Origin of the sequence: Pseudarthrobacter sp. NPDC058196 (assembly GCF_042882685.1) — a bacterium.
Classification (GTDB): Bacteria; Actinomycetota; Actinomycetes; order Actinomycetales; family Micrococcaceae; genus Arthrobacter.
The window spans coordinates 1-26594 of the sequence record NZ_JBHVVN010000019.1; the positions used below are offsets into that span (position 1 = coordinate 1).

Annotated in this window: 23 protein-coding genes; 8 read left to right on the forward strand and 15 right to left on the reverse strand. The window is 67.7% G+C overall.

Translation table 11 applies throughout. The annotated features are described in order from the left end of the window. Positions 1-75 precede the first annotated feature (75 nt). From ACFVVC_RS20905 to ACFVVC_RS20925, 5 genes are read right to left on the reverse strand one after another with little or no spacing between them, the layout of a single operon-like run. Positions 76-1527 carry an aldehyde dehydrogenase (NADP(+)) gene (locus tag ACFVVC_RS20905; RefSeq protein WP_387457861.1) on the reverse strand — a complete coding sequence of 484 codons (1452 nt, stop codon included), beginning with the start codon at positions 1525-1527 and terminating at the stop codon, positions 76-78. A gap of 34 nt (positions 1528-1561) precedes the next feature. Further along, entirely contained in the window at positions 1562-2662 is a 1101-nt protein-coding gene (locus ACFVVC_RS20910; protein ID WP_387457864.1) for a mandelate racemase/muconate lactonizing enzyme family protein, read from the reverse strand. After that, entirely contained in the window at positions 2662-3567 is a 906-nt protein-coding gene (locus ACFVVC_RS20915) for a 5-dehydro-4-deoxyglucarate dehydratase (protein WP_387457867.1), read from the reverse strand. The genes ACFVVC_RS20910 and ACFVVC_RS20915 overlap by 1 nt, the downstream gene beginning before the upstream one ends. Then, positions 3564-4529 (reverse strand): NAD-dependent epimerase/dehydratase family protein, encoded by a 966-nt coding sequence (locus tag ACFVVC_RS20920; RefSeq protein ID WP_387457870.1) that lies wholly within the window; start codon positions 4527-4529, stop codon positions 3564-3566. Before ACFVVC_RS20920 ends, ACFVVC_RS20915 begins: the two co-directional genes overlap by 4 nt. Positions 4530-4538: 9 nt before the next feature. Beyond that, positions 4539-5966: a Gfo/Idh/MocA family protein gene (locus ACFVVC_RS20925; RefSeq protein WP_387457873.1), complete on the reverse strand. Its 1428-nt coding sequence runs from the start codon at positions 5964-5966 to the stop codon at positions 4539-4541. A 350-nt stretch (positions 5967-6316) separates the two neighbouring features. Here ACFVVC_RS20925 and ACFVVC_RS20930 point away from each other — a divergent pair, with 350 nt between their 5' ends. After that, a complete protein-coding gene (locus tag ACFVVC_RS20930) occupies positions 6317-7351 on the forward strand; it encodes a LacI family DNA-binding transcriptional regulator (protein ID WP_387457875.1) in 1035 nt (344 codons plus the stop codon). Here the strand turns inward: ACFVVC_RS20930 and ACFVVC_RS20935 are convergent. Next, positions 7348-8052 (reverse strand): FadR/GntR family transcriptional regulator, encoded by a 705-nt coding sequence (locus tag ACFVVC_RS20935; protein WP_387457877.1) that lies wholly within the window; start codon positions 8050-8052, stop codon positions 7348-7350. The genes ACFVVC_RS20930 and ACFVVC_RS20935 overlap by 4 nt on opposite strands. 68 nt (positions 8053-8120) lie before the next feature. Here ACFVVC_RS20935 and ACFVVC_RS20940 point away from each other — a divergent pair, with 68 nt between their 5' ends. Continuing rightward, positions 8121-9461, forward strand: coding sequence for an alpha-hydroxy-acid oxidizing protein (locus tag ACFVVC_RS20940; protein ID WP_387457880.1), 1341 nt, complete (start codon positions 8121-8123; stop codon positions 9459-9461). Between the two features lie 64 nt (positions 9462-9525). Here ACFVVC_RS20940 and ACFVVC_RS20945 read toward each other — a convergent pair whose 3' ends face one another. Together ACFVVC_RS20945 and ACFVVC_RS20950 are read right to left on the reverse strand one after the other, a co-directional pair. After that, a complete protein-coding gene (locus ACFVVC_RS20945; RefSeq protein ID WP_387457882.1) occupies positions 9526-10164 on the reverse strand; it encodes an ArsR/SmtB family transcription factor in 639 nt (212 codons plus the stop codon). A gap of 81 nt (positions 10165-10245) precedes the next feature. Next, on the reverse strand, positions 10246-11457 hold the full coding sequence (locus tag ACFVVC_RS20950; protein WP_387457885.1) for an acetoin utilization protein AcuC: 1212 nt from the start codon (positions 11455-11457) through the stop codon (positions 10246-10248). Positions 11458-11562: 105 nt separating this feature from the next. Between ACFVVC_RS20950 and ACFVVC_RS20955 the strand changes: the two genes are divergently transcribed. Together ACFVVC_RS20955 and ACFVVC_RS20960 are read left to right on the forward strand one after the other, a co-directional pair. After that, positions 11563-12996: a TrkH family potassium uptake protein gene (locus tag ACFVVC_RS20955; RefSeq protein ID WP_387457888.1), complete on the forward strand. Its 1434-nt coding sequence runs from the start codon at positions 11563-11565 to the stop codon at positions 12994-12996. A 40-nt stretch (positions 12997-13036) separates the two neighbouring features. Beyond that, positions 13037-13675: a TrkA family potassium uptake protein gene (locus ACFVVC_RS20960; RefSeq protein WP_018761823.1), complete on the forward strand. Its 639-nt coding sequence runs from the start codon at positions 13037-13039 to the stop codon at positions 13673-13675. 54 nt (positions 13676-13729) lie between these two features. Here the strand turns inward: ACFVVC_RS20960 and proC are convergent, their stop codons facing one another. From proC to ACFVVC_RS20985, 5 genes are all read right to left on the reverse strand, one after another. Next, a complete protein-coding gene (proC, locus tag ACFVVC_RS20965; RefSeq protein WP_387457891.1) occupies positions 13730-14563 on the reverse strand; it encodes a pyrroline-5-carboxylate reductase in 834 nt (277 codons plus the stop codon). Between the two features lie 255 nt (positions 14564-14818). Further along, on the reverse strand, positions 14819-15808 hold the full coding sequence (locus ACFVVC_RS20970; RefSeq protein ID WP_387457894.1) for a Ppx/GppA phosphatase family protein: 990 nt from the start codon (positions 15806-15808) through the stop codon (positions 14819-14821). Positions 15809-15815: 7 nt separating this feature from the next. After that, complete coding sequence (locus ACFVVC_RS20975; RefSeq protein ID WP_387457897.1) at positions 15816-16235, reverse strand: SseB family protein; 420 nt, start codon at positions 16233-16235, stop codon at positions 15816-15818. 52 nt (positions 16236-16287) lie between these two features. Beyond that, positions 16288-19014 carry a type I DNA topoisomerase gene (gene topA, locus ACFVVC_RS20980; RefSeq protein WP_387457899.1) on the reverse strand — a complete coding sequence of 909 codons (2727 nt, stop codon included), beginning with the start codon at positions 19012-19014 and terminating at the stop codon, positions 16288-16290. A 112-nt stretch (positions 19015-19126) separates the two neighbouring features. Then, the gene (locus tag ACFVVC_RS20985) at positions 19127-20764 is read right to left on the reverse strand and encodes a methyltransferase (protein WP_387457901.1); all 1638 of its coding nucleotides are present in this window, start codon (positions 20762-20764) and stop codon (positions 19127-19129) included. Positions 20765-20807: 43 nt separating this feature from the next. Here ACFVVC_RS20985 and ACFVVC_RS20990 point away from each other — a divergent pair, with 43 nt between their 5' ends. Together ACFVVC_RS20990 and ACFVVC_RS20995 are read left to right on the forward strand one after the other, a co-directional pair. Further along, entirely contained in the window at positions 20808-21278 is a 471-nt protein-coding gene (locus ACFVVC_RS20990; protein ID WP_387457904.1) for a DUF6023 family protein, read from the forward strand. 51 nt (positions 21279-21329) lie between these two features. Beyond that, complete coding sequence (locus ACFVVC_RS20995) at positions 21330-21893, forward strand: hypothetical protein (protein ID WP_387457907.1); 564 nt, start codon at positions 21330-21332, stop codon at positions 21891-21893. Between the two features lie 9 nt (positions 21894-21902). Here the strand turns inward: ACFVVC_RS20995 and ACFVVC_RS21000 are convergent, their stop codons facing one another. Beyond that, entirely contained in the window at positions 21903-22799 is an 897-nt protein-coding gene (locus ACFVVC_RS21000) for a rhodanese-related sulfurtransferase (RefSeq protein WP_387457910.1), read from the reverse strand. Between the two features lie 126 nt (positions 22800-22925). Between ACFVVC_RS21000 and ACFVVC_RS21005 the strand changes: the two genes are divergently transcribed. Beyond that, positions 22926-23618, forward strand: a complete 693-nt coding sequence (locus tag ACFVVC_RS21005; protein ID WP_387457913.1) for a GNAT family N-acetyltransferase — start codon at positions 22926-22928, stop codon at positions 23616-23618. A 73-nt stretch (positions 23619-23691) separates the two neighbouring features. Continuing rightward, positions 23692-26067 (forward strand): DEAD/DEAH box helicase, encoded by a 2376-nt coding sequence (locus ACFVVC_RS21010; RefSeq protein ID WP_387457915.1) that lies wholly within the window; start codon positions 23692-23694, stop codon positions 26065-26067. 78 nt (positions 26068-26145) lie between these two features. Here ACFVVC_RS21010 and ACFVVC_RS21015 read toward each other — a convergent pair whose 3' ends face one another. Then, positions 26146-26532: an Rv3654c family TadE-like protein gene (locus ACFVVC_RS21015; RefSeq protein ID WP_387457918.1), complete on the reverse strand. Its 387-nt coding sequence runs from the start codon at positions 26530-26532 to the stop codon at positions 26146-26148. Between the last annotated feature and the right edge of the window lie 62 nt (positions 26533-26594).

Here is a 26594-nt window from a genome sequence, read left to right on the forward strand (position 1 = left end):
CTCACTTATGGCCGTATTTACGGCCATAAGTGAGCGGGCGTTTCGAGTAAGGCGGCCATAGGTGAGCGGGCGTTGTTACGGGAGCCGCAGTTCGCCGTCCACACGGCGCGGGATCCCGAGCGGATTGTCCTCACGCAGCGCCGGGTGCAGGACGCTTTCCGGGGCGTCCTGGTAGGCCACGGGACGCTGGAAGCGGCGGACCGCCGTCGCACCCACCGAGGTGAACAGCGAGGTGGTGGCGGGGTATGGGCCGCCGTGCTGCTGGGCCCAGTTCACGGCGACACCCGTGGGCCAGCCATCGAACAGGACCCGGCCGGCCAGGCCCGAGAGCTGCTCCACCAGGGCGGCGATGTCCTCGCCCGGCTGTGCGTGCACCGTGGCCGTCAGGCTGCCGGGAACCTCTGCCAGGACAGCAGAGAGTTCCTGCTGGTCCGCGTACTCGATGAGGATGGTGGTGGGCCCGAAGCATTCCTCAAGCAGCTGCTCAGGCCGCTCCAGGACCTTGGCCGCGCTGGTGGCGAACACCACCGGAGCCGCCCCGTTGGCCGCCGCGTCCTGGTCAACGCTGCCGCCCACCACCTCCACGCCCTCGACGGCCGCGAAGCTGCGCAGTCCCTCAGGGTAGGCCTCGGCGATGCGGCTGGTCAGCATGCCGGCCGCGGGCTTGTCCTTGCTGGCCTCGGCGACCTGGGCTGCAAAGGAGGTTCCGGCAGGGATGAACACCAGGCCTGGCTTGGTGCAGAACTGGCCCGCCCCAAGGGTGAAGGATCCGGCCAGGCCGGCGGCCAGTTCCGCCGGGCGTCCTTCAAGTGCTGCCGCCGTGATGACCACGGGATTGAGGCTGCCCAGCTCTCCGTAGAACGGGATGGGCTCGGGCCGTGAGGTGGCGAGGTCGAACAGGGCGCGGCCGCCGGGGATGGAGCCGGTGAAGCCCACGGCCTTGATGGCGGGGTCCTGGACCAGCGCCGTTCCCACCTCGCGGCCGCTGACCAAGGCGAACAGGCCCTCCGGAGCACCCGCACTGCGAAGCGCCTCCGCCACAATTGCTGCGGTCCGCTCGGAGAGCCGCAGGTGCCCTGAGTGGGCTTTGACAACGACGGAGCAGCCGACGGCGAGGGCCGAGGCCGTGTCACCGCCGGCCACTGAGAAGGCGAACGGGAAGTTCGACGCCGAGAAGACCGCCACTGGCCCGATGGGCCGCAGGATGCGGCGAAGGTCGGGTTTGGGCGGCGTGGCGGCGGGGTCCGCGTGGTCGATGATGGCTTCCAGGTAGGAGCCCTCGGTGATGACGGTGGCGAAGAGGCGCAGCTGGCCGGTGGTGCGGGCTACCTCGCCGGTCAGCCGGGGAACTCCCAGGCTGGTTTCGGCATCGGCGATTTCCACCAGTTCGGCCGCGTTGGCGTCCAGGGCGTCCGCCACCGCGTGAAGCCAGGCGGCGCGCTCGGCGTCGGTGGCGGCGGCGGCGGCCCTGGCGGCTTCCGTCGCGGCAGCTGTGAGCTCGGACAGGGAAAGGGTTGCAGTTGTCACGTCGGGTACCTGTTCTGTGGATGTGCGTAGGTGGTTACGGTGCGTCCCGGAACCGGAATCCCAGGCCGGGCCGGTCCGCCAGGGCCACCCGGCTGTTGCTGAACCGCACCGGCGATGGCCCGTCCAGGATGCCCAGCTGCTCGAACGACGCCTCTTCGACGTCCTCCACCAGGGTGGGTTCCGCCAGGGTCAATGCCAGCTGCCCGGACAGTTCCGGCAGCAGGTGCGGCATGACCTTGATGCTGTGGGTCCGGGCCAGCTCCACGATCCGCCGGAACGGGGTGATGCCGCCGACCCGGATGATGTTGGGCTGGATGATGTCCACCGCCTCAGCTTCTATGAAATCGCGGAAACGGTAGATGGTGTGCAGGTTTTCGCCCAAGGCAATGGGCACCGGGGAGTGTTTGCGGAGCCGGCGGTAGGCCCAAAGGTCGTCCGCGCGGATGGGTTCCTCCAACCATTCAAGGCCGAATTCAGCCAGGACGTCCAGCGCCCGGAACGTGGTGGGCAGGTCCCAGCGCTGGTTCGCGTCGATCATGAGCCGCCGGTCCGGGCCCAGCACGGACCGCACGGCCGCCACCCGCTCCGCGTCCTCGCGCAGGTCCGGTTTGCCCACCTTGATCTTGACGGCCTGGTGGCCGGCGGCGACCCAGCGTTCAGCCTGCGCCACCAGCTCCTCCAGGGTGTAGTGCAGGTTCACGCCGGAGCCGTAGACCTCGGCTGACTCGTGCCGCTGTCCCAGCAGGCCGGTGACGGACGTGCCGGCACGGCGGGCCTGCAGGTCCCACAGTGCAAGGTCCACACCGGCCATGGCGATGGTGGTGAGCCCTCCGCCGCCGGCCTCGTGCAGCCGCTTCCAGAGCACGTCCCACACCCCCTCGGGGGTGGCGGGCAGCCCGGCGACGAAAGGGGCGATGTCGTGATCCAGCAGGGCCTTTACCGCCCGGGGCCCGATAGTGGGGGTCCAGGAGAAGCCGTACCCGGTGCCGCCGTCATCCGTGTGGAGCTCGGTGGCGATGACGTGGTTCTCCGGCGCTTCAGCCCCCCAGCTCCGGCGCAGCGGCACCGTGATGAGCCGCGTGGAAAGGCCCGTGATGCGCGGGACTGTAACGGTCCGGGTCGCGAGGGCGCCCATCAGCGGCCGGCCAGCTCGTAGCCCCTGGCGAGGATGGCCTTGAGCTCCACCAGCTGTTCCTCCGTGGGATCCACCAGCGGCGGCCGCACCGCGCCCACCGGAAGGCCGCCCAGTCGCAGGCCGGCCTTGATCAGGGAGACGCCGAACCCGGGCGTTTGGTCGCGCAGGCGGACCAGCGGTGCGTAGAAGCCCGCCAGCAGGGCATTGCGGCGGTCCTCGTCCCCGGATACGTAGGCGTCGTAGTACGCCTTCGCGATCTCCGGCGCCATCGCGAAGGCTGCCGACGAATACAGCGGGATCCCCAGGCCGCGATAGGCGCCCTGGGTCAGTTCCGCGGTGAGCAGGCCGTTGAAGAACGCAAAGTCCTCCCGGCCGGCAGCCTTGACGGCGGACACGATCTCCTGGGCCAGGCCAACATCGCCCAGGCCGTCCTTGAAGCCGATGACCTTGGGATTGGCCGCCAGCTTCGCCATGGACGCAGCGGTGAACTTTGCGTTGCCGCGGTGGTAGACGATGACCGGCAGGCTGCTGGCGTTGGCGACAGCCTCGATGTAGGCCACCAGGCCGTCGGTGGGTCCCGTCACCAGGTAGGGCGGAAGCACCAGGAGGGCGTCGGCGCCTGCTTCCTCGGCAACCCGGGCGGCGGCGAGGGCGTGGCCCAGCGGTCCGCCCGCCCCGGCCACCACGGGAACCTTCCCGGCGACGACCTCGACGGCGGCCGCCACCACCGTGCGGACCTCCTCGATGCTGAGGGCATGGAATTCACCGGTGCCGCAGGCAGGGAAGACGCCGCCGGGGCCAAAGGGCAGCCGGGAACCGATGTGTTCCTTGAGCAGTTCCACATCGACGGCGCCTTCGGCCGTGAACGGGGTGACGGGGAAGAACAGTACGCCGTCGAATTTCATGGTGTCTCCTTGCTTCCGCCGCCGGCAGTGACCAGCGCGGAAGCCTCGTCGTTGAGGGTGGGGCGGGACGTGAGTTCGGTGCGCCAGCTGCGCCGCGGCTGCCAGCCCAGGAGTTCCTGTGCCTTGGCGATGGAGAAGGCGGGGCTGGTCCCGGTCAGGCCTGCGCTGATGCCTTCACTGCCCGGCAGGAACCGGGGCATGAGCTCCGCCAGTGGCGCGGTGGCGAGGGCGTCCGCGGCTCCGACGAAGAAGGTTTCCCCGTTGGGAATGTCCGTCATTTTCCGGAGCAGCAGGTCAAGGAAGTCCGCGACGTCGCGGGCGTCCACGTAGTTGAACAGGGCCGGTGCGGAAAGGGCGGGATCGGCCAGGCGTTCAGCCAGGGTGTGGCCCTGCTGCGTGGGCGCCCCCTCCCACTCCTCCGGGGAGATCACGAAACACGGGCGGAACGCCGCGTACCGGATCCTCTCCCCCTGGGCGGCGGCAAACATCTGGACAGTCTGTTCGGCGATGAGCTTGGAGAGTGCGTAGGCGTTCCAGGGCTTCGGCGGCGTCCGCTCATCGAGCGGGAACGACGGCGGCAGCCAGCCCGCGGGCGAGCCGTATCCGAGCACGGTGGGGCTGCTGGCGGTGATGATCTTGGGCACGCCCAGCTCCGTGGCCGCGCTGATCACGGCGAAGGCGAGCCGGGTGTTGGTGCCGAAGATGACGTCCTCCGGCGCGCTGAACGGGACGGCGATCGCTGCAAGGTGGATGACGGCGTCGGGCCTTGCCTCCCGGAGGAGGCGCAGCGCCTCGCCCGGCGCCAGGAGGTCCGCGGTTTCCTGCACGACGCCGGGCGGCAGCTGGTCGGCGGGCACGGCGTCGCGGTCCACGGAGACCACCTCGTGGCCCGCTTGGGCGAGCCCCGCCACGACGCTGCGGCCCAGGCGGCCGGAGCCGCCGGTAACGAATATCCTGCTCATGGTTCTTCCTTACTTGCCGCGGCGGAGGTCGACGCCGAGGTCCAGGTCCTCCACGCGGATGGGCAGCGAGGTTTCGAGCGACTGGTTGCCGGCGATGCCCACGGAGACCGACCGCAGCCCGTCGAGGTAGCCGGAGGGACGGCCCAGCGGGTCTTCACCCGGGCCGTTGAAGAGGTCCGAGAGCAGGAGTTCGTCGCCCCCGCCGTGCCCGCCTTCGCCGTTGACGATCGGCACCTCGTACGCGGCCTCCCAGTGGCGTTGGACCACCAGCCGTTCGCCGTTGCGGCGGACGGCGTCCTCTTCCTCCACGGGGGTTGCGCTGGGGTCCACCACGGTCTTTTTGTCCGTGCTGTGCAGGACGGCGGCGCGTTCCACCACTTCGAGCTCAGCGCGGCCCTCGGTGCCGTTGACCGCCACCCGGTAGCCTTCCCAGGGGCTGTGCGCGTTCAGCGAGTAGCTCAGGCGCGGCCCGCCCTGGTACTCCACCACCAGTGCCAGGTTGTCCTCGATGGTGATCCCGCCGGTGAAGACGTCCTGGTCGCGGCGGTAGCCGTCGTAGTGTTCGTTGTCCAGGAAGAGCGCCTTGAGCCGCTCGTCCTCCCGGAGGTCCAGCGCGAACGGGTCCTTTTCACCGGCGGGCGCACCGGCGTCGGGCGTTCCGCGCTCGGGGCGGGGGCCAAGCCCGCGTTCGGCGGCGTTCTTGTCGCCAAAGAATTTCAGGCCGCCGGAGGCGAAGACGCGCTCCGGGACGTCGTCGATCCACCAGTTGACGAGGTCGAAGTGGTGGGACGCCTTGTGGATGAGCAGGCCGCCGGAGTTCTTCTTCTCGCGGTGCCAGCGGCGGAAGTAGTCCGCGCCGTGCACGGTGTCCAGGACCCAGCTGAAGTCGATCGAGGTGACCTTGCCGATCACGCCGCTCTGGATGATTTCCTTGAGGGCGCTGTTGCGGGGCGAGTAGCGGTAGTTGAACGTCACCACGACGTTCCGGCCGGTTTCCTGGACCGCCTTGGTGATGCGGCGGCAGCCCTCGGCATCGATGGTGAGGGGCTTTTCCACCACCACGTCGGCACCGGCCCGGAGGGCTTCGACGATGTAGTCGGCGTGGGTGTAGTCGGGAGTGGTCACCACGACGCGGTCGATGTTGTTGCCCTGGATGAAGGCCGTCAGGTCCGCGGGATCGAACGAGGCAATGGGGCCGGGGGCACCGAGTTCCTGGATGAGGTTCTGGTAGAACTCCACGCGGCCGGGGTTCACGTCCGCGAACGCGACCAGTTCCGAGGTGTCGGCGTGCTTGCCGAACACTGCGCGGATGTACATTTCGGAGCGCCCTCCGGTGCCGACCAAAGCAAGGCGCGCCTTGCGGCCGTCGGAGGTGGCGCTGCCGGCAGCCGTGTGGGGAGCAGCTGCGGCCGACGTCGTCTCGGCTGTGTTGACCATGTGGGGTACCTTTCGAAAGCTCGTTGCCCGGCCGCCGGGACGGCCGCTGCGGTTCGGCGGTGGCACTCTGCTGCACCTGCCTGAGAAAGCGTTTTCTCAGTTCGCTATAGCAGTTCTATCAACCCGTCCGCCTATCCGTCAACCACTTCAGGCGCTGACAGAAAGCGTTTTCCGGCCAAGCGCGCCGCGCTGGCGCCCTCCCCGACGGAAAACTGTCGGGAAAAGGGTAGAAATCGCTTTCCGACTGCCGTATATGCTGTCTTCCAAAGCACCAGCCTCCCGGGGCTTGTTCGCCGGACGCCGCCGCATCCGGCAGCGTCCGTCCGGGTGGCGCGAAAGAAGGGTTCCCCATGGCCAGGAAATCGGCAAGCGGCCGGATCGGCATCGCGGATGTCGCCGTGAAGGCAGGAGTCTCACACGCCACGGTTTCGCGTGTCATGAACGGGAACTTCACGGTGGACCCGGACATCGCCGCCAGGGTCCGCGCCGCCGCCGCAGAACTGAAGTACCAGCCCAACCCGGTGGGCCGCAGCCTGGCACTGGGGAAGACAGACACGATCGGCATCGTGGTGCCCGATCTGGCCAATCCCACGTTCCAGGCCATCCTCCGCGGCCTGAGCCGGGCCGCGGCACAGGACGGCTACCGGGTGCTCATCGCGGACTCGTTCGAAGTTTCCAGCGAGGAGTCCATCCTGGCCGGCGAAGCGCGCCGCCGCTGCGACGGGCTGGTCCTCTGCGCCCCCCGCATGACGGATGCCGAACTGACGGAAATCGCGCCGTCGCTGCACCCGCTGGTACTGATCAACCGCACCACGGCCGCACCGGACGTGCCCAGCCTCGTGGTGGACTACGGGCAGGGCGTCCAGGACATCGCCGGACACCTGGTGGAGCTGGGGCATACCCGCTTGGCCTTCCTGGCAGGGCCGCCGCGGAGCGCATCGAACGGCATGCGGCTCAAGGGCCTGGAGGCTTTCAAGGCCGCCCACCCGCAGGTGGAGGTGACCATGCTCGAGGGCGGCTCGGACTTCGACACCGGGCATGGAGCAGTGGACGCGGTCCTGGCCAGCGGGGCCACCGGCATCCTCGCGTTCAACGACCTCGTGGCCATGGGGCTGATGAGCGGACTGCATGAACGGGGCCTGGACGTGCCGGGCGACATCTCCGTCACCGGCTTCGACGACATCCCCTTCGCCAAGTACACGACGCCGGCACTCACCACCGCGGCCGTCCCCATCACCGAACTGGGCGAGCAGGCGTGGCACCAGCTCCGGGCATTGATCCGCAAGGAAGGGAACGAGGCGCCCGGCAGCCGCTTCCAGCCCCGGCTGGAAGTCCGGGCCAGCAGCGGTCCGGCCAAGGCGTCACGGAGCGCCGTCCACGGCTAGCGTTCCCGGAACTCCGCCCCCAAGCCTGCTTCCTGGTAATACCCCTCAATGTGGGCCGCCACCAGTTCTGCCGCCCGGCCGCCGTCGCCCCTCCGGACCGCCGCAAGGATGGCGTGGTGTTCGGCACGCAAACGGGATGCTGTGGCGTCCCAGTCGGGCAGGTTTGACGTCAGCTCTGCAGCGTAGCCCTGGATGGATTCCCGGAGGGACCCCATCATGGCGCTGACCACCGCGTTGCCGGCGGCGTTGGCCAGAGCAAGGTGGAAGCGGACATCGAGGGCCAGGAAGTCGCCGACCGGCAGGCCATCCGGCCCGTCCATGCCGGCCAGCAGGGCAGCGGCCTCATCGAGTTCGGGGGCATCCGGCCGCGCCTTGCCCACAGCCCAGGACTCCAGCAGGACGCGGGTCTCCACGATGTCCGCCACGGGCAGGTGCTGGGTGGCAACGTGCAGGCGGAGGGCCGAGCCGAGCGCCGCGGTGGGGTCCGAGATGACCACCGTCCCCGCATCGGGGCCGGACCCGACACCCGCGCGGACCACCCCCATCGCCTCGAGGATCCGGATGGCCTCCCGCACCGATGTCCGGGACACCTTGAGCTGCTCGGCGAGGGTCCGTTCGGCCGGCAGCCTGCCGCCGACGGCCAGCCGTCCGGCAGAGAGTTGGTCCTCGATCCAGGCAAGGACCAGCTGGTGGGTTCGCATACGGCCAATGGTAGTTGATGTGGTTGGACCACATGGCCTACAGTGTGGTTGGACCACAGGAGGACGCCATGACCCACATCATCCAGCCCGGCAACCCGGAGGCCGCCCCGGCCCCGGACGCCACTGACATTCCCGCAGCGCCCGCACCCGCCAAGGCTCCGGCGTCGTCCGCCGTGCCCCCGGCCCTGAAGCGCCGCGTGCCCAAGTACTCAGACCTCGCTCCACTGATGCAGTTCAAGAAGCCGGAGTTCAGCAAGGACGCGCGGCTCAAGCGGGCCAGCACCATCCGGGAACTCCGGGACATCGCCAAACGGCGTACCCCGCAGGCCCCCTTCGACTACACGGACGGAGCCGCCGAGGAGGAAATCACCCTCCGCCGGGCCCGCCAGGCATTCCTGGACATCGAATTCCGGCCCGGCATCCTGCGGAACGTCTCTGCCATCGACCTCAGCACCGACATCCTCGGGAAACCGTCCCGCCTACCCGTGGGCATCGCCCCCACCGGGTTCACCCGGATGATGCAGTCCGAGGGCGAATACGCCGGGTCCCGCGCCGCCGAGGCAGCGGGCATCCCCTATACGCTCTCCACCATGGGCACGGCGTCCATCGAGGACGTGGCAGCGGCCGCACCAAACGGCCGGAACTGGTTCCAGCTTTACCTGTGGACGGACCGCGACCGCTCGCTGGAACTGATCGAGCGCGCCGCCAAGGCCGGCAACGACACCCTCATGGTCACCGTGGACACCGCCGTTGCCGGCGCGCGCCTCCGCGACGTCCGCAACGGCATGACCATCCCGCCGGCACTGACCCTGAAGACCGTCCTGGACGCCTCCTACCGGCCGGCCTGGTGGTTCAACTTCCTCACCCACGAGCCGCTGACCTTCGCGTCGCTCTCGCGCTACACCGGCACCGTGGCGGACCTGATCAACTCCATGTTCGATCCCACGCTCACCTTTGAGGACCTGGACTGGCTGCGCGACACCTGGAAGGGCAACCTGGTGGTCAAGGGCATCCAGACGGTGGAGGACGCCCGCCGGGTAGTGGACCACGGCGCGGATGGCGTAGTGCTCTCCAACCACGGCGGCCGCCAGCTGGACCGGGCCCCCATCCCGTTCCACCTGCTCCCCGAGGTCAAGGAGGCCTTCACCAAGGACAACACGGACGCGGCCATCATGCTGGATACCGGCATCATGAGCGGCGCGGACATCGTGGCCGCGCTGGCCCTTGGCGCGGACTTCACCCTGATTGGGCGCGCCTACCTCTACGGGCTGATGGCCGGCGGCCGCGCCGGCGTGGACCGCGTCCTGCAGATCCTGGAAAAGGACATGGCACGCACCATGGCCCTGCTGGGCGTCAGTTCCGTTTCAGGGCTTACGCCGGACCACGTGCGGCTGCTGGGCACGCACTGAGCCGGGAACCGGCGGTTGGAAGCTCGAAACCCGGGTTTCGAGACCTCAACCGCCGGCGTCCAAACTATTTCTTCCTGCCGAATTTAGGCAGGTTGGGGAGGTTTGCCAGGAGGTCAGCGGCTTTGGTGGCCGCGCGGCCAACACTGCGTCCGATCTGCTGCGGAACACTGTCATCGCTCAGCGGGGCGGCGGTTCCGCCGGGAATGACGACGGCGGGGCTCAGTTCGGCGCCCTCCCGCACCAGGACGGCCGCGGCGGCTTCCTCCTGGCCCTGCGGCACGAGGCCCCGTTCGACGGCGGCGGGTGCTTCCGGCAGGCCCGCTGCGGCGGTGCCCGCCGCAGACCGGCCCTTCGTCGCTGATGCGCTGCCGGCCGCTGCACTGTTGGCGGGGGCGTTCTTTGGCGATGCGTTGGTTGGGGACGAGGCAGCCGTGCCGGCCGGGCCGACGTCGAACGTCTCCAGCCAGCTCGCAATGCCTTCCAGCGGACCCCGGTTCAAGGCGTAGTACCGCTTTTGGCCCTGGGCACGCATGCTCACCAATTGTGCCTCCCGCAGGACCTTCAGGTGCTTGGAAATGGTGGGCTGGCTGGCGTCCAGTTCCTCCACCAGCTCCCCCACGGCTTTGTCCCCCGTCCGGAGGGCCACCAGGATGTCCCGCCGGGTGGATTCCGCTATGACGGCAAATACGTCGTCTGTCACCATGCCTCCCACCCTAGCGACATATACGCCGAAAGGCATCAACTATTTCGGTGCCTCCGTGTCCCGGTGCGGCGCCCGGGCCTGCTAGTCGAACCAGGGGTCCAGCCCATGGAGCGGGAATACCGCCTTGCGGGTGGCCATGACGGTGCGGTCCACGGCGTCGTTGGGGTCGAAGCCCACTTCCCAGGAGCGCCACCACAGCTCCACGTCGTCCCCCATGAGTGTGGGGGCCACGGTCCCGAATTTCTCCGCCACGTACTGCCGCCAGTCCTCGGGCACGGCGGTGCGCAGCGGCACGGGCCGTCCGGCGGCGATCGCCACCAGGTGGCTCCAAGCGCGCGGCACCACATCCAGGACGTTGTAACCGCCGCCCCCGGTGGCGATCCAGCGGCCTCCGCAGAACCGTTCGGCGAGGTTTGCGACGGCGTTCGCGGCCTCGCGCTGCCCGTCGACACTGAGGTTGAGGTGCGTGAGGGGGTCGCTGCGGTGCGAGTCGCAGCCGTGCTGGCTCACGATGACCTCCGGTTCAAAGGCGCCCACCAGTTGCGGCACGATGGCGTAAAAGGCCCGCAGCCAGCCGGCGTCCGCGGTGCCGGCCGGCAGCGCAACGTTGACGGCCGTCCCCTCCGCCGCGGGGCCGCCGATCTCGTTGGCGAACCCGGTTCCGGGGAAGAGGGTCAGTCCCGTTTCGTGCAGCGAGAGCGTCAGGACCCGGGGGTCGTCCCAGAAGATGTTCTGCGTGCCGTCGCCGTGGTGGGCGTCGACGTCGATGTAGGCCACTTTTCCGACGCCGCCGTCGAGGAGCCGCTGCACGGCAAGGGCGGCGTCGTTGTAAATGCAGAATCCGCTGGCACGGTCCCGGGAAGCGTGGTGCATGCCGCCGCCGAAGTTGACCGCATGCACGGCCCAGCCCTCCAGCACACCCTGGGCAGCCATCAGGGATCCGCCGGCCAGCCGCGCCGCGGCCTCATGCATTCCCGCGAAAGCCGGGTCGTCCTCGGTGCCCAGCCCGCGGGACTCGTCCGGCCGCGAGGGGTCCGCGCTGACCCTGCGCACCGCCGCGACATAATCCGCCGAATGCACCGCTTCCAGTTCTGCATCGGATGCCGTCTCCGGCGCCTGCACGTCCACGTGGTCCAGGTCGAAGAGCCCCAGGCTGCGCGACAGGCGGGCCGTAAGGTCCATCCGCTCCGGCGCCATGGGGTGGCCCGGGCCGAAATTGTAGGCAGTCATGTCGGGGCTCCACGCCACCGTCGTCGGCGGCGCGGGCTGGCTTAGACCGGGCAGATATGTCATCAATCACAGGCTACCCGAGCCCGCCGGACCCGCAGCCAGGCCATGAAGCGGGGCTTTAGTGGTTTACTACTGGGGGAAGCAGTTTCGACCGAGGAAAAGCCACACATGACGCAGAGCCAGTCAAGGCCCCGGACCCCGGCCAGCTGGCACCCCCCGGCGCAGGAGCGGGAGGGCCTCTGGATCTTCACGCGGCTTCGCGACTTCATCGACGACATTGCCAACACCTCCCCCGCCAGGCTTGCACTGACTGCGTTCGCCGCCGTCTGTGTGGTGTTCACGTTCCTGCTGTCGCTGCCCGTGGCTTCGGCCGACGGAACCGCCACCCCCATCCACCAGGCCCTGTTCACCGCCGTGTCGGCCGTCTGCGTGACGGGACTTACGGTGGTGTCGACGGCGGCGCACTGGTCCTTTTTCGGCCAGCTGGTGATCCTGGTGGGCATCTTCATCGGTGGCTTGGGCACCTTGACGCTGGCCTCGTTGCTGGCACTGATGGTGAGCAAGCGGCTGGGAGTGCGCGGGAAGATCATTGCCGCGGAATCCATGAACAACGCCGGCCGCCTCGGTGAGGTGGGCACCCTGCTCCGGATCGTCATCACCACCTCCGTGGTCATCGAGGGCGTCCTGGCCCTGGCGCTCGTTCCCCGGTTCCTGACCCTGGGCGAGCCCTTCTGGCAGTCCGTGTGGCACGGCATCTTCTATGCCATTTCGTCATTTAACAACGCCGGTTTCACCCCGCACTCGGACGGCATCGTGCCCTACGAGACGGATTTGTGGATCCTCATCCCCCTGATGGTGGGGGTCTTCCTGGGCAGCCTGGGCTTCCCCGTGGTGATGGTCCTCCAGCAGAACGGCCTGAACTGGAAAAAGTGGAACCTGCACACCAAGCTCACCATCCAGGTATCGCTGATCCTCCTGGTGGCCGGGGCGTTCCTGTGGGCGCTGATGGAGTGGGACAACGTCCGGACCATCGGCACCATGGATGTGGGCGACAAGATCACCCACGCGCTGTTCGCCTCCGTCATGACGCGGTCCGGCGGCTTCAACCTGGTGGACCAGAACCAGATGGATTCCACCACCATGCTGCTGACCGACGCCCTGATGTTCGCCGGCGGCGGCTCCGCATCCACGGCAGGCGGCATCAAAGTCACCACCATCGCTGTGATGTTCCTGGCCATAGTCGCCGAGGCCCGCGGTGACGCGGACGTCAAGGTCTACGGCAGGACCATCCCGCAAGGAAGCATGCGGGTGGCCATCTCGGTGATCGTGGCCGGCGCCACCCTGGTGTCCGTGTCCGCTTTCCTGCTGCTGGCCATCAGCGGCCAGTCACTTGACCGGGTGCTGTTCGAAACCATTTCCGCGTTCGCCACGGTGGGCCTGAGCACCAACCTCAGCGCCGAGATGCCCCCAGCCGGCGTCTACGTCCTCGCGGCCCTGATGTTCGCGGGCCGCGTGGGAACCGTTACCCTCGCAGCCGCCCTGGCCCTGCGCCAGCGCAGCCAGTTGTACCACTACCCCGAAGAGAGGCCGATCATTGGCTAGTTCCACAGACGCCCCGCGGCGCCCCGCCCACAACGCCCCGGTGTTGGTGATCGGACTGGGCCGCTTCGGATCATCCACGGCAGAGCAGCTGGTCAAACAGGGCCGGGAGGTGCTCGCGATCGAACGCGACCGGAACCTGGTGCAGAAATGGGCTCCGCTCCTGACCCATGTGGTGGAGGCTGACGCCACCAACATCGACGCGCTGCGCCAGTTGGGCGCCCAGGAGTTCAGTTCCGCGGTGGTGGGGGTGGGTACGTCCATTGAGTCCTCCGTGCTGATCACCGTCAACCTGGTGGACCTGGGAATCGAGCACCTCTGGGTCAAGGCCATCACCCCCTCGCACGGCAAGATCCTGACGCGGATCGGGGCCAACCACGTCATCTACCCGGAGGCCGACGCCGGCGTCCGTGCAGCGCACCTGGTGTCGGGCAGGATGCTGGACTTCATCGAGTTCGACGACGACTTCGCCATCGTAAAGATGTATCCGCCGCGCGAGACCGTGGGGTTCACGCTGGACGAGTCGAAGGTCCGCTCCAAGTACGGTGTGACCATTGTGGGCGTGAAGTCCCCGGGCGAGGACTTCACCTACGCCCGGCCCGAGACCAAGGTGTCCTCGCGGGACATGCTCATTGTTTCCGGGCATGTGGACCTGCTGGAACGGTTTGCCGCCCGGCCTTAGAGTCCCCCGGTGGTTGGGCCTGTCGAAACCGGATTTCGACAGGCCCAACCTCCGCTACCCGAGCTGCTTGGTGATTTCCGCTGCCCGGTCCGCTGCCGCCTTGGCGCCGGCGGCGATGATGGCCGGGATGCCCTGTTCGTCGAACGTGGCGATGGCCCGCTCCGTGGTGCCATTGGGGCTGGTGACCGCTTTGCGCAGCGCGGAAGGGTCCGCCCCCGGTTCGGCGAGCATGAAGCCTGCGCCGGCCACCGTTTCGCGGGCCAGGAGCAGGGACAGTTCGCGGTCCAGCCCCAGCTCCTCCCCCGCCGAGGCCATGGCCTCGGCCAGGTAGAAAGCGTACGCCGGGCCCGAGCCGCTGATGGCTGACAGCGCATCCACCTGCTCTTCGGGCACTTCGACCACAGTCCCGGCGCCCTGCAGGATGTCCTTGACCTTCCGGAGCTGCTCGGGAGTGCAGTGGGTTCCTGGCGAGACGGACACCACGCCGCGGCCCAGCTTTGCCGGCGTGTTGGGCATGGTCCGGATGACCGGCTGGCCGGCGGGGAGCGCGGCTTCAAGCTGGGCGATGGATACTGCCGCGGCCACGCTGACCACCACGGTATCCGGCGAAAGGGCAGGGCCGATTTCGCGGGCCAGGTCAGCAACGCCCACCGGTTTGACGCCAAGGATGACGACGGCGGATCCCTTGGTGGCCTGTTTATTGTTGTCGGGTTCTTCCTCGCCGGCGATCGCGGTAATACCGGGGTACCGTTCGGCGAGTTCCGAGGCGCGCTCCGCGCGGCGGACGGTGGCCACCACATCCCCGGGGTCCGTCCCGGCCTCCAGCAGGCCGCCAAGAATGGCTTCGTTCATGGATCCACAGCCAAGGAATGCAATTCGGTTGCTCATGCCTCCATCATTGCAGTACGCATGCATTCACAGGCAACTCCCATGTTCAGCGCAGGCAGCGCACAACTTGGGGTCCTAACGTAGTTATTACCTCATTGAGGGTGCGAGTGATGCGGCAGGCATGGGGATGCCTGCCAGGGCACCGGCGGCTTGGCAACAGGTTTTCCCCCATTTTCCTGTTGCCGGCCCCGGTGCTTCCGCTTTTAAGCGCTGCACCGCTGGAGGCGCTGCCTGGCACGGACGAACGCTTGGTTGCTAGATAATAGCTTCGACCGGGCGTGACGCTGCCACGTGGGGTGCCGGTTCCAGCGGCCCCGCGAAGACCAGCTGGTCCAGGCGGCGCAGGATGAGCCCTTCGCGCAGGGCCCACGGGCAGATGCGCAGCTTCTTGAATTTGAACATCTCCAGGGCGGCCTCGGCCACCAGCGCCCCTGCAAGGAGCTGGCGCGCCCGCGCTTCGGAAACGCCGGGGAGATGCAGCCTGTCCTCCGAGCTCATGGCCGAGATCCGCTGGGTCCAGATGCCGAGATCGGAGGCGTGCAGTTCGCGCTTGACGTAGGGTCCTTCAGCGCTGGGCGCGGCCCCTGCGATCCGCGCCAGGGAGCGGAAGGTCTTGGAGGTGCCTGCCACCACGTTCGCCCGGCCGAGGCCGTCAAATTCCCGGACAGCAGGTTTGAGGGTGGCCCTGATGTAGCGCCGGATTTCCTTGACGCTTTTGGCAGACGGCGGGTCCTCCGGGAACCAGTCCCGGGTGAGCCTGCTGGCGCCAAGCGGCACGGAGGTGGCCACTTCCGGAAGCTCGTCCTGGCCGAAGGCCATTTCAAAGGAGCCGCCGCCGATGTCCAGGTTCAGGATGGGGCCGGCGCCCCAACCGTGCCAGCGCCGCACGGCGAAGAACGTCATGGACGCTTCCTCGCTCCCGGTGAGTTCCTGGAGGGTCACCGTGGTCTCGTGCTTGACCCGGGCAAGCACGGCCGGGCCGTTGGTGGCTTCGCGGATGGCAGACGTACAGAACGCCAACAGGTCCTCGGCGTTGTGCCGGGCCGCGAACTCCCAGGCCTCCAGGACGAAGTCGGTCAGCTCTTGCTGGCCTTCGTCGCTGATGCTGCCGTCGGGTTCAAGGTATTGGACCAGGGACAGCGGCCGCTTGTGGGACGCAAACGGGACCGGCTGTGCACCGGCGTGGGCGTCCACCAGGAGCAGGTGGACAGTATTGGACCCGATGTCGAGGACGCCTAGACGCATGGGGACATTATTGCTCGTCGGCGCGCTTGAAGTCGCGCCGGATGTTCGCGACACCTTCAGGATCGATCTCGAATCCGTAGGCGGCACCGGGGTTGATCACCATGCCCAGTTCGTCGCCGATGTTGGCGATGATGGCCGCTCCCTGGGTGCCCAGCACGTTGGGGGCGGCTTCCAGGTACTGCTGGTCCACCCGGGTGGGGTGCGAGAACACGGCGAGGACGGGCCGGCCGTCGGCGTTGGCCAGGACCAGCGGCTCAACCTGGGAGTCCACGCCCTCCGCCGTGTCCGAGCTGATGATGTAGACCTCGCTGTTCAGGAAGGACAGGATGACGTCCACAGGGTTGGCGTCTTCCTGCCCGCCGGTGGCGAGCTTCTCCTCAAGGTCGTTGAGCGGCTGGAGATCCGTGTGCGCGGGCTGTTCAGTCATACCGTCTACCCGATCACGATCCGGTGGCCGGCGCAAACGCGCCGGCCAGGCACTACTTCTTGGCCGTTGCCTTCTTCTTCGCCGGTGCCTTGCGGGTGGCCGTCCGCTTGACCGGGCCCTTGGCGCGCTTTTCGGCCAACAGTTCCACGGCCTGTTCCCGGGTAAGTTCCTCCAGGGAGGTGGCACGCGGAACCGTGATGTTGGTGATGCCGTCGGTGATGTACGGACCAAACCGGCCTTCCTTCACCACGATGTTCTTCTCCGACACCGGGTCCGGACCGAACTCGGCCAGCGGCGGCACCGCGGCACGGGCGCCGCGCTGCTTGGGCTGCGAGTAGATCTCCAGCGCCTGCTCCAGGGTGATGGTGAAGATTTCCTCTTCGGATCCGATGGAGCGGGAATCCGTGCCCTTCTTCAGGTACGGGCCGAACCGGCCGTTCTGGACCGTGATGAGGTTGCCCTCGGCGTCCTCGCCCAGCGCGCGGGGCAGGCTCATGAGCTGCAGGGCCTCATCCAGCGTTACGGACTCCACGGTCATGGACTGGAACAGCGAACCGGTGCGCGGCTTGGCCTTGACCGGCTTCTTGGGCGGCTTGGGCTTGCCGTTCTTGTAGTACTCCACCGGCTGCTTGGCCAGCTCTTCGTCGGTCATCTCCGGGATGATCTCTGTGACGTAGGCGCCGTAACGGCCGTTCTTGGCCACCACAGTGTGTCCCGTGTGCGGGTCTGCACCGAGCACGCGCTCCTCCGGCGCCGCCGTCTCCATCAGCTCGATGGCTTTGGCCGCGGTCAGTTCGTCCGGCGCCAGGTCCTCGGGCACGTTGGCGCGGGCCGACTCAACGATCTCGCCCGTCTTCGGATCCACGACCGCTGCCGAACTTTCCAGGTACGGGCCGAACTTGCCCACCCGCAAGGTGATGTCCTCGGTGATCGGGATGGAGTTGATTTCGCGGGCGTCGATCTCGCCGAGGTTGTTGACGATGCTCAGCAGCCCGGGCTCGGAATCCGCACCAAAGTAGAAGTGTTTGAGCCAGGCCGGTCCGGCTTCCTGGCCGTTGGCGATCTTGTCGAGGTCCGCTTCCATGTCGGCCGTGAAGTCGTAGTCCACGTAGTCGTGGAAGTGCTGCTCCAGCAACCGGATCACCGAGAACGCGATCCAGCTGGGCACCAGCGCGGAGCCCTGCTTCCGGACGTAGCCGCGGTCCTGGATTGTGGAGATCGTGGACGCGTACGTCGACGGGCGTCCGATGCCCTTCTTTTCCAGCTCGGCGGTCAGCGACGCTTCCGTGTAGCGCGGCGGCGGCGAAGTTTCGTGGCCTACCGCCAGGATGTCCGAGGCGGTGAGGGAGTCGTCCTTGGCCACGTTCGGGAGCCGGCGTGCTTCGTCGGACTCGTCGTCTCCCCGGGTCTCGTCCTTGCCTTCCTCGTAGGCGGCCAGGAAGCCGGGGAAGGTGATCACGGTGCCGGAGGCGGAGAACTCGGCGTCCCGCCCGTCGGCGGCAATGGCACCCAGGCGGATGGTCGCCGTCGAGCCCTTGGCGTCGCCCATTTGGGACGCCACGGTGCGCTTCCAAATGAGCTCATACAGGCGGAACTCGTCCCCGGAGAGCTGCTTGGCAACCTGGGCCGGTGTGCGGAAGGAGTCTCCTGCGGGGCGGATGGCCTCGTGCGCTTCCTGCGCGTTGGCGGCCTTGTTGGAGTAGACGCGCGGGGACTGCGGAATGTATTCCGGTCCGTAGAGCTCCGAGGCCTGCCGGCGCGCGGCGGTGATGGCTTCGTCGCTCAGCGCCGAAGAGTCCGTACGCATATAGGTGATGTAGCCGTTTTCGTACAGCCTCTGGGCCACCTGCATGGTGCTCTTGGAGGAGAACCGCAGCTTGCGGCCGGCCTCCTGCTGGAGCGTGGAGGTAGTGAACGGCGCGGCCGGGCGGCGGGTATACGGCTTGGTGTCCACAGAGCGGACGCGGAAGTCTGCATCCTGGAGCCCGGCGGCGAGGGACGTTGCGAGCTCTTCGTTGAGGTGGGCCACGTTCTTGCCGGTGAGCTCGCCGTTGTCGTTGAAGTCGCGGCCGCTGGCGACCTTGGCGCCGTCAACGGCGGCGAGCTTGGCCTTGAACGAGCCGGAGTCCGCGCCGAACTGGCCGGTCAGGTCCCAGTAGGAGGCAGCCTTGAAGGCCATACGTTCGCGTTCGCGGTCCACCACCATGCGCGTAACCACGGACTGCACGCGACCGGCTGACAGGCCGCGCGCCACCTTGCGCCACAGCACCGGGGAGATCTCGTAGCCGTACAGGCGGTCCAGCACGCGGCGGGTTTCCTGCGCATCCACCAGATCCTGGTCCACATCGCGCAGGTTGCCCATGGCGCGCTGGATGGCTTCCTTGGTGATTTCGCCGAACGTCATCCGGTAGACCGGGACCTTGGGCTTGAGCACTTCGAGCAGGTGCCACGCGATGGCTTCGCCTTCGCGGTCCCCATCGGTTGCGAGATAAAGTTCGTCGGCGTCTTTGAGCGCAGCCTTAAGCTCGGTCACCTTTTTCTTCTTGTCCGGAGACACCACGTAGTAGGGCTTGAAGTCGTGATCGATATCGACGGCGAACTTGCCCACCGACGTTTTCTTCAGCTCGGCAGGGAGTTCCGACGGTTGCGGCAGGTCGCGGATGTGACCAATGGAGGCCTCTACGATGAAGCCCTCGCCGAGGTACTTGGCGATGGTCTTGCTTTTGGCCGGAGACTCCACAATCACGAGTTTCTTGCCGGTTTTGGCCTTGCTTGGCACGGTGCTCCTACAGAAAAAGGTTGCTGGGGCAGATGAGCCCATGTTCGCCTAGTTCACCATATTTTGGGGAATCGTGCGCATTCATGTGGAAAAGACGGGGGCATAAGGGGGCTTACTGTTCGGCCGGAAACGCGGCCGGAATGAGGAACCCGTCCCGCACCAGGTTGGCCACGTCGGCAAGCAGCGCGCGCTGGAATGTCCCGGCCTCTCCGCCCAGGAGGGCCTCCAGGGCCGCGGCGATCTGCCCGGCGGCCAGGTCGCCGTCGCACGCTGAGACGAACCCGGCCAGCTCGGTGCTCATCAGGTTGGTGCGGCGCAACCCGGCGCCCTGCCGGAGCAGGATCACGCCCGGGTGCTCGGCGCCGGGGCGCTGGTGGCGCTCCTCCGTGACGTCGTCGGCGACGAGCAGGTGCGTGCCGGCGAGTTCGTGCCCGGCCAGCCAGTCGCTGCGTTCGACGGCGGCGCCCAGGTGGGGTCCGATGGGCTGCTCAATGGGGTACGTGATTTCCTCGAAGCGGCTGATGGCTTCCTGCCCGGCCGCAGCGCGGCGCCTCAGCCACACCATGCCGAAGCCGATCCCCGCGACGTTCCGGGACCCGAAATCCGCGAGGTACGCGGCGTATGCGTCCCGGTAGTGTGCCCGGTCCCGGGATTCCGAGGCGTCCTGCAGCCAGGTTTCCGCGTATTGTTCCGGACTGACTTGCTCCCGCTGGATGAACCAGGCATCGGTGCCGGCCCGAACCCAGGACTTTGGCCGCTCATCCCAGGGGGCGCCAACGGGGACTTCCCAGTTTCCCAGCATCTGGGCCACGCCGCCCGGCGCCAGGATGCCTGGCAGGTCCGCCACCACGGACGCGACGATCTCATCGCCAGGCAGGCCGCCGTCGCGGTAGGTGAACTGGCCGGCCGCGTCCTCACCGGCGCTGCGCGGCGTGATCACGAACGGCGGGTTGGACACCACCAGGCCAAACTCCTCGCCGGCCACCGGCTCCAGCAGCGAACCCAGGCGCAGGCTCACCCGGTCATCGAGGCGGTCCGGGTCCACGGAGAGCGCCTCGGCGTTAAGCAGGATGTTGAAGCGGGCATAGGCCAGGGCGCGTTCGGAGATGTCGGTGGCGGTCACATGCTGGCAGTGGTGCAGCAGATGGAAGGCCTGTACTCCGCACCCCGTGCCCAGGTCCAGGGCGCGTTCGGTGTGCTGCCGGATGGTGGTCTGCACGAGCGTGGTGGATGCCTGCCCGATGCCCAGGACGTGATCGTGCCGCAGGACTCCTGCCTGCTGGTGGGCCGCAAGGTCGCTGGCCACCCACAGTTCTGCGCCGCCGCTGCCGTCGGGGTTGGCGTCCCAGCCGTAGGGGCGCAGGTCGGCTTTGGCCGTGACGTGGGGCGTGCCGGGGACGGGCTGCACCAGCCCCAACTCCAGGAGCCCTTCCACGCCGATGCCCGGCAGCGCGGCGTCGAGCGTTTCCCGTTCCTGCGGCTCGGCAAGGAGCCACAGCCGGACGACGGCGGCAAGCGGCGCCGCCGCTGCGGTGCGCTGCACTGCCTGCCCGGTTGCCAGCATGGCGGGGATGACCTGGTCCCGGTTCAGCGCCGCGGAGGCCGTGGGCCCCAGCAACCGGGCTACGCCGTCGAGCGTGTAGTCGATCCCGCGGAGGTCCGCGGCGAGCGCGGCCAGCAGCCCGGGAAGGTCGCTGCGGGGTGCGTCGGGGGTGTTTCCGGCGGTGAACTCGTACGGGGATTTAGGCACCGCTCAAGTTTAGTCCGGCCCGGCCGCGGGGTACGGTGGAACCATGCCTTCCCGCCTGCCCTTCCTTCCGCGCGCCCGCACCGCCGCGGTACGCCGTTCGCTGCCGGCGGTACTGGGTGCCGCGGCCCTTGGCCTCACCGTCGCAGGGTGTTCGCCGGCGGGCTCGGTGGAGGCCGCGGACGTTCCGCAGTGGCGGGCCACGGCGCTGCCCACGGCCCCGGCGGACGTGGCGCTTCAGGATTCGGGAAAGATCCTCAACCGGGACCACCTCGTGCAGGAAGCAGCTTCCGTACATGCCGGCAGCTACACGCTTACGGCGGTGTGTGCCGGCACCGGCAAGGCGTTCTTCGCGGTGTCGGTGGACGGCAAGGCGGTCACCGAAGCCGGGGCGGCCTGCAACGGCCGTGCCGAGACCACCAGGATCAACCTGCCCGCCAGCGGCCGGGTCCAAATCAGCAGCTCCAGCGTGGACGCCCCGCTGCTCTACGCGTACCGGCTGGTCCCGGCGCAATAACGCCGGTTTCCGGCTATGGCCCGCCGCCTGTCGCGGGCATACAGTCGGATTATGCCCAGCGTGCGGAGGATCTCCGCGCTCCGTCCGCAAGGGACAGCACGGGCGGCCATGGCACCGACGCCGGCGGCCGCCGTCGCCCTTGGGCTGGTACTTGCGGCAGTCGTCCTGGCGGGCTGCGAATATACGTACGACGACGGCCGGGCCGGCGCCGTCCAGGGTGGTGGCACCATCGCCCCGGTTCCGGCGTTCACCCGCGATCCTTTGCAACAGGACCCGGTCAGCCGTGCCGACCTCGGTGATTGGGTGTCCCGGGCGCTTCCGGAAGGCACGGGAGCCGACGTCCAGGCCGATGCCGGCTTGTTGGGTTCCGGCGAGGTGCGGACCGTGTCATCGCCGGCCCTGGAAACCGGGACCTACACCCTGGCCCTGGCCTGCCGGAGCCAGCGCAGGGTGACGTTCACGGTGAGCACCGAAGACCTGACGCTGGTGGATCTTGGCCTTCGGTGCGGCATTAACCGGGAAAACGTCTTCTATCTCTCCACCCGGAGCGTCCTGACAGTGCGGCTGGAAGCCGGCAGCGCGGCGAACTATGCGTTCCGGCTGCGCAGGCTTTGACGTGCGGGCTCAGGCAGCCGCGCAGCCTTCGGGGCAGCGGAGGGTTTCCGGGCTGGAGGCGCACTCGGCGCAGTACAGCGTCAGGGTCCGGCAGCTGGGGTTGGAGCAGTTCTCGAATTTGCTGGTGGGTGCCGAGCAGCGGGTGCACTGGCCGATCGTCTTGGCGTCCTCGCTGAACTCGAGGTGCATGCGCTTGTCGAAGACGTAGAGCGAGCCCTCCCAGAGCCCCTGGTCCTTGAATGCCTCGCCGTAGCGGACAATACCGCCGTCGAGCTGGTAGACCTCTTTGAAGCCGCGGTTCACCATCAGGCTGGAGAGGACCTCGCAGCGGATACCGCCGGTGCAGTAGGTGACCACCGGCTTGTCCTTGAGGTCGTCGTACTTGCCCGAGTCGAGTTCCTTGATGAAGTCGTGCGTGGTGGCCACATCGGGGACCACGGCGTCCTTGAACCTGCCGATTTCGGCTTCGAAGGCGTTCCGGCCGTCGAAGAACACCACGTCCTCGCCGCCCTGCTTCTTGGCGTCCACGAGTTCGTGCAGTTCCTCGGGCTTGAGGTGCTTGCCCCCGCCCACCACTCCATTGGCGTCAACGGTGAGTTCTCCGGGCGCGCCAAAGGAGACGATCTCGTCCCGCACCTTGACGCTGAGCCTGGGAAAGTCCTCTGCGCCGCCGTCGGACCACTTCACGTCGATGCCCCGGAACCCCGGGTACTCGCGGGTGGTCTTGACGTACTGTTTGACCGCGCCGATTTCCCCGCCCACCGTGGCGTTGATGCCGTCCTTGGAGATGAGGATGCGGCCGGTCAAGCCGAGCTTTTCGCAGAGGGCGCGCTGCCAAAGCCGCACGGCGTCCGGATCCGCGATGGGGGTAAAGCCGTAAAAAAGCACAATTCGGTTCAAAGCCACGTATTTAAGGGTACCGCCGGCCCGAAGTATGGATGCCGGCGGCCCGGAAGCGGGCGCGCATCACAATTCCATAATCACTTGGTCACCCCCTGTTGCTGGCGTTCCGGCTGGAATAGTCTTCATGCCATGAGTCAGGAAACCCTGGTTGAAGACATCACTGGCCTGTTTCACGTGTGGGTTGCGGGCTGGGCCGGATGTCGCGGCTACCGGACCTCAACGCAGGGCCGGTTCCCTGCAGTACTCCGGGCTGATACCAGCGGCGACTGGGAAGTTTTTGCATCCGAACCCACTCCTGAAGAATTCGCGGCTCTGGCGGCCACGACAGCCGAATCGCCGGCACGCGTGCTGACCATCCTGACGCTCGATCCCGCCCGGTTCACTGGTTTGGCGGCCAAGCACGGGCTGAACGTCACCTCGGATTCGCAGACGATGATGATCGTGGACATGGACACCCAGGATGCCGAGGATCCGTGGCTTTCCGACGACGACCTGAGCCTGTCCACGTTCGAGCAGGACGGCGTGCACTACGCCGAGGTCCGCTCCGGGGATGATATCGCGGCCAGCGGAAGGGTGTTCGTGGTTGGCGATACCGCAGTGTTCGACAAAATCATCACCGAGCCTGCATTCCAGCGCAGGGGCCTTGGCAGCCTCATCATGCGCGCGCTGGCGGCGCAGGCCTTCGGCCACGACGTGCGCACCGGGCTCCTGTTGGCGTCCACCGACGGGCAGAAACTGTACTCGCATCTGGGCTGGACCACGGTGGCCCGCGTCCTGATGCTTTCGGCGTCCCATGACGGAGCGGATCTTTCGCTTAGCTGAGGGTGCCACCGCCCGGTTGTGCGCTTGGCGAACCATTGCCCTCCGGCTTGGTGCCTGGTGAAAGAATGGTGCGGTGACCCCCCATGACTCCCTGATTCCCCTCCTGGGCCGCGGCCCGGAACCGGAACAGCTGCGTCATGTCCGCACCATCCCGGCGCGGGCGGCGGTCCACGAACCCTGGCCTGGATGGATGCACCCGGACCTCGTTGAGGCGTACGGCTCGCTCGGCATCCGGGAGCCGTACCGGCACCAGGTGGAGGCGGCCAACGCAGCCCATGCGGGGAAGCATGTTGTGGTGGCCACCGGAACAGCGTCCGGGAAATCGCTGGCGTACCAATTGCCGGCGCTGGACGCGATCCACCGGTCGGAGCTGCGTGTGCTGGCGGATCCCGGGAAGATCCACGACGACGGCGCCGTGACGCTGTACCTCTCCCCCACCAAGGCCCTTGCGGCCGACCAGTTGAACGCCATCCGCGCCTTGAAACTGCCCACGGTCCGGGCGGAAACCTATGACGGGGATACCGATCCCGGCGCCCGCCGCTGGATCCGGGACCACGCGAACTTCATCCTGGCCAACCCCGACATGCTGCACTTCGGCATCCTCCCCAACCACGCGTGGTGGGCGTCGTTCTTCCGCCGGCTGCGCTATGTCATCGTGGATGAGGCCCACAGTTACCGTGGCGTGTTCGGGTCCCACGTGGCCAACCTGATGCGGCGGCTGCGCCGGATCTGCGCCTACTACGGGGCGGGCTCGTCGTACCCGGAACCGGTGTTCATTGCGGCATCCGCCACGGCGTCGGAGCCTGACGTTTCCTTTGCACGCCTCATTGGCGCTCCCGTCACCGCGGTTTCCCGCGACTGTTCGCCACACGGCGCTACGACGGTGGCCCTCTGGGAACCGGCACTGACGGACGTCCGCGGCGAGAACGGTGCCCAGGAGCGGCGGACGGCCGTGGCGGAGACCTCGGACCTGCTGGCCAACCTGGTGTCCGCGCAGGTCCGCACCATCGCGTTCATCAAGTCACGACGCGGAGCGGAGACCATCTCCGCCATTACCAAACGGCTCCTCGACGAAGTGGATCCGAGCCTCCCGCAACGGGTGGCAGCGTACCGTTCGGGCTACCTGCCGGAGGAACGCCGGGCGGTGGAGAAGGCGTTGCGTTCCGGCCAGTTGCTGGGCGTTTCCAGCACGTCGGCACTGGAACTGGGAATCGACATTTCCGGCCTCGATGCGGTCCTGGTGGCCGGGTGGCCCGGGACACGGGCCTCGCTGTTCCAGCAGATCGGCAGGGCGGGCCGCGCTGGACAGGATGCTATTGCCGCCTTCGTGGCAAGCGATGACCCCTTGGATACGTACCTGGTGAACCACCCCGAGGCCATCTTCGACGTTTCGGTGGAAGCAACGGTCTTTGACCCTTCCAATCCCTATGTCCTGGGACCTCATCTGTGCGCTGCGGCAGCGGAACTTCCGCTGGGACCGGCGGAGCTCGATCTCTTCGGCGATACCGCGGAAATGCTCCTGGACCGGCTGGTAGCACAGGGTTACCTCCGGCGACGGCCCGCCGGCTGGTTCTGGACCCATTCACAGAGTGCCGCCGCCATGGTCAACCTCCGGGCGGACGGCGGGGGACCTGTCAGTATCGTGGACGCCGAGACCGGTTCGCTCCTGGGAACCATGGACTCGCCCCAGACCCATTACCAAGCGCACACCGGAGCGGTGTATGTCCACCAGGGCGATACCTATGTGGTGGAGGACCTGAACGAAGACGACCACTGCGTCATGGTGCGGCGGGCCAACCCGGACTATTACACGACGGCACGGGACGTGACCCAGATCGAGGTGCTGGAGACCCAGAGAACCATGCAGTGGGGTGACGTGACGGTCCACTTCGGCGACGTGAAGGTCACCACCCAGGTTGTCTCCTTCCAGCGCAAGGCACTGATCTCCAATGAGGTGCTGGGCGAGGAACCCCTGGAGCTGGGCGCCCGGGACCTTTTCACCAAAGCGGTGTGGTTCGTGGTGGAGAACCGTTCCCTGACGGCGGCGGGACTGATCGAGGCACAGTTCCCGGGCGCCCTGCATGCTGCCGAACACGCGGCAATTGGGCTCCTCCCCCTGGTGGCTTCCAGCGACCGGTGGGATATCGGCGGGGTCTCAACCGCACTGCACGCCGACACCGGGGTGCCCACCATCTTTGTGTATGACGGGCACCCCGGGGGCGCCGGATTCGCCGAACGTGGGTTCGACAAGGCCATGGTGTGGCTGGCGGCAACCCGGGACGCCATCACGGCCTGCGAGTGTGACGCCGGTTGCCCGTCCTGTGTCCAGTCGCCCAAGTGCGGCAATAAGAACAACCCATTGGACAAAGCCGCGGCGGTAACCCTGCTGGATGTCCTGCTCAAGGACGCCTCGGAAGCCAGCCGGGAGGTTTTGGACGCCAGGAGCTGAGCGGGACGTGCCGGACTGAAGGAATGTGCACGGAGGCCTGGACAGACACGCCATGCGCCGCCGCTCCAGGGCATCTCCTTATGGAGGAGGCCCGGCCCGTGCATGTCCGGTGGCGGCGCCCAAGAGCGACCGCTCGTTAAGCTCGGTCCGCACGTCAACCGTCTGCCCGGACCCCTGCAAGCAACTGATCACTGTGGCGGCATGGCGGGCCGATACCTCCGACGCAACGGTGCAGGGCTCCCCCGTGGTGATGCCGCGGAGGGCGTCGGCAGCGGCGAGGGCTGCCAAGTCCGCGGCCGTAGCCGCGCGGCTGGCCAACACGGCTGACTGGGCGAGCAAGAGCACGACGGCCATGGCTGTCATGACCACCAGCACCAGCCCTGCAGCCATGACCGTTCCGGAGCCACGCTCGCGGCCATCGTGTGCACCCCTCCAGCCGGACGCGCTTCCAAGGTGCCCCGGCACGGCAGGTGGGTGTCTCTGCCCAACGGCTGGGTAGCACTGCCCGGCAGCTGCGTGGCGCGTTC

Coding starts and splice junctions, on each gene's coding strand:
- ACFVVC_RS20910 (WP_387457864.1), bottom strand. CDS start 2,662: ATGGGCGCCCTCGCGACCCGGACCGTTACAGTCCCGCGCATCACGGGC.
- ACFVVC_RS20915 (WP_387457867.1), bottom strand. CDS start 3,567: ATGAAATTCGACGGCGTACTGTTCTTCCCCGTCACCCCGTTCACGGCC.
- ACFVVC_RS20920 (WP_387457870.1), bottom strand. CDS start 4,529: ATGAGCAGGATATTCGTTACCGGCGGCTCCGGCCGCCTGGGCCGCAGC.
- ACFVVC_RS20925 (WP_387457873.1), bottom strand. CDS start 5,966: ATGGTCAACACAGCCGAGACGACGTCGGCCGCAGCTGCTCCCCACACG.
- ACFVVC_RS20930 (WP_387457875.1), top strand. CDS start 6,317: ATGGCCAGGAAATCGGCAAGCGGCCGGATCGGCATCGCGGATGTCGCC.
- ACFVVC_RS20935 (WP_387457877.1), bottom strand. CDS start 8,052: ATGCGAACCCACCAGCTGGTCCTTGCCTGGATCGAGGACCAACTCTCT.
- ACFVVC_RS20940 (WP_387457880.1), top strand. CDS start 8,121: ATGACCCACATCATCCAGCCCGGCAACCCGGAGGCCGCCCCGGCCCCG.
- ACFVVC_RS20945 (WP_387457882.1), bottom strand. CDS start 10,164: ATGGTGACAGACGACGTATTTGCCGTCATAGCGGAATCCACCCGGCGG.
- ACFVVC_RS20950 (WP_387457885.1), bottom strand. CDS start 11,457: ATGACATATCTGCCCGGTCTAAGCCAGCCCGCGCCGCCGACGACGGTG.
- ACFVVC_RS20955 (WP_387457888.1), top strand. CDS start 11,563: ATGACGCAGAGCCAGTCAAGGCCCCGGACCCCGGCCAGCTGGCACCCC.
- proC (WP_387457891.1), bottom strand. CDS start 14,563: ATGAGCAACCGAATTGCATTCCTTGGCTGTGGATCCATGAACGAAGCC.
- ACFVVC_RS20970 (WP_387457894.1), bottom strand. CDS start 15,808: ATGCGTCTAGGCGTCCTCGACATCGGGTCCAATACTGTCCACCTGCTC.
- ACFVVC_RS20975 (WP_387457897.1), bottom strand. CDS start 16,235: ATGACTGAACAGCCCGCGCACACGGATCTCCAGCCGCTCAACGACCTT.
- ACFVVC_RS20990 (WP_387457904.1), top strand. CDS start 20,808: ATGCCTTCCCGCCTGCCCTTCCTTCCGCGCGCCCGCACCGCCGCGGTA.
- ACFVVC_RS20995 (WP_387457907.1), top strand. CDS start 21,330: ATGCCCAGCGTGCGGAGGATCTCCGCGCTCCGTCCGCAAGGGACAGCA.
- ACFVVC_RS21005 (WP_387457913.1), top strand. CDS start 22,926: ATGAGTCAGGAAACCCTGGTTGAAGACATCACTGGCCTGTTTCACGTG.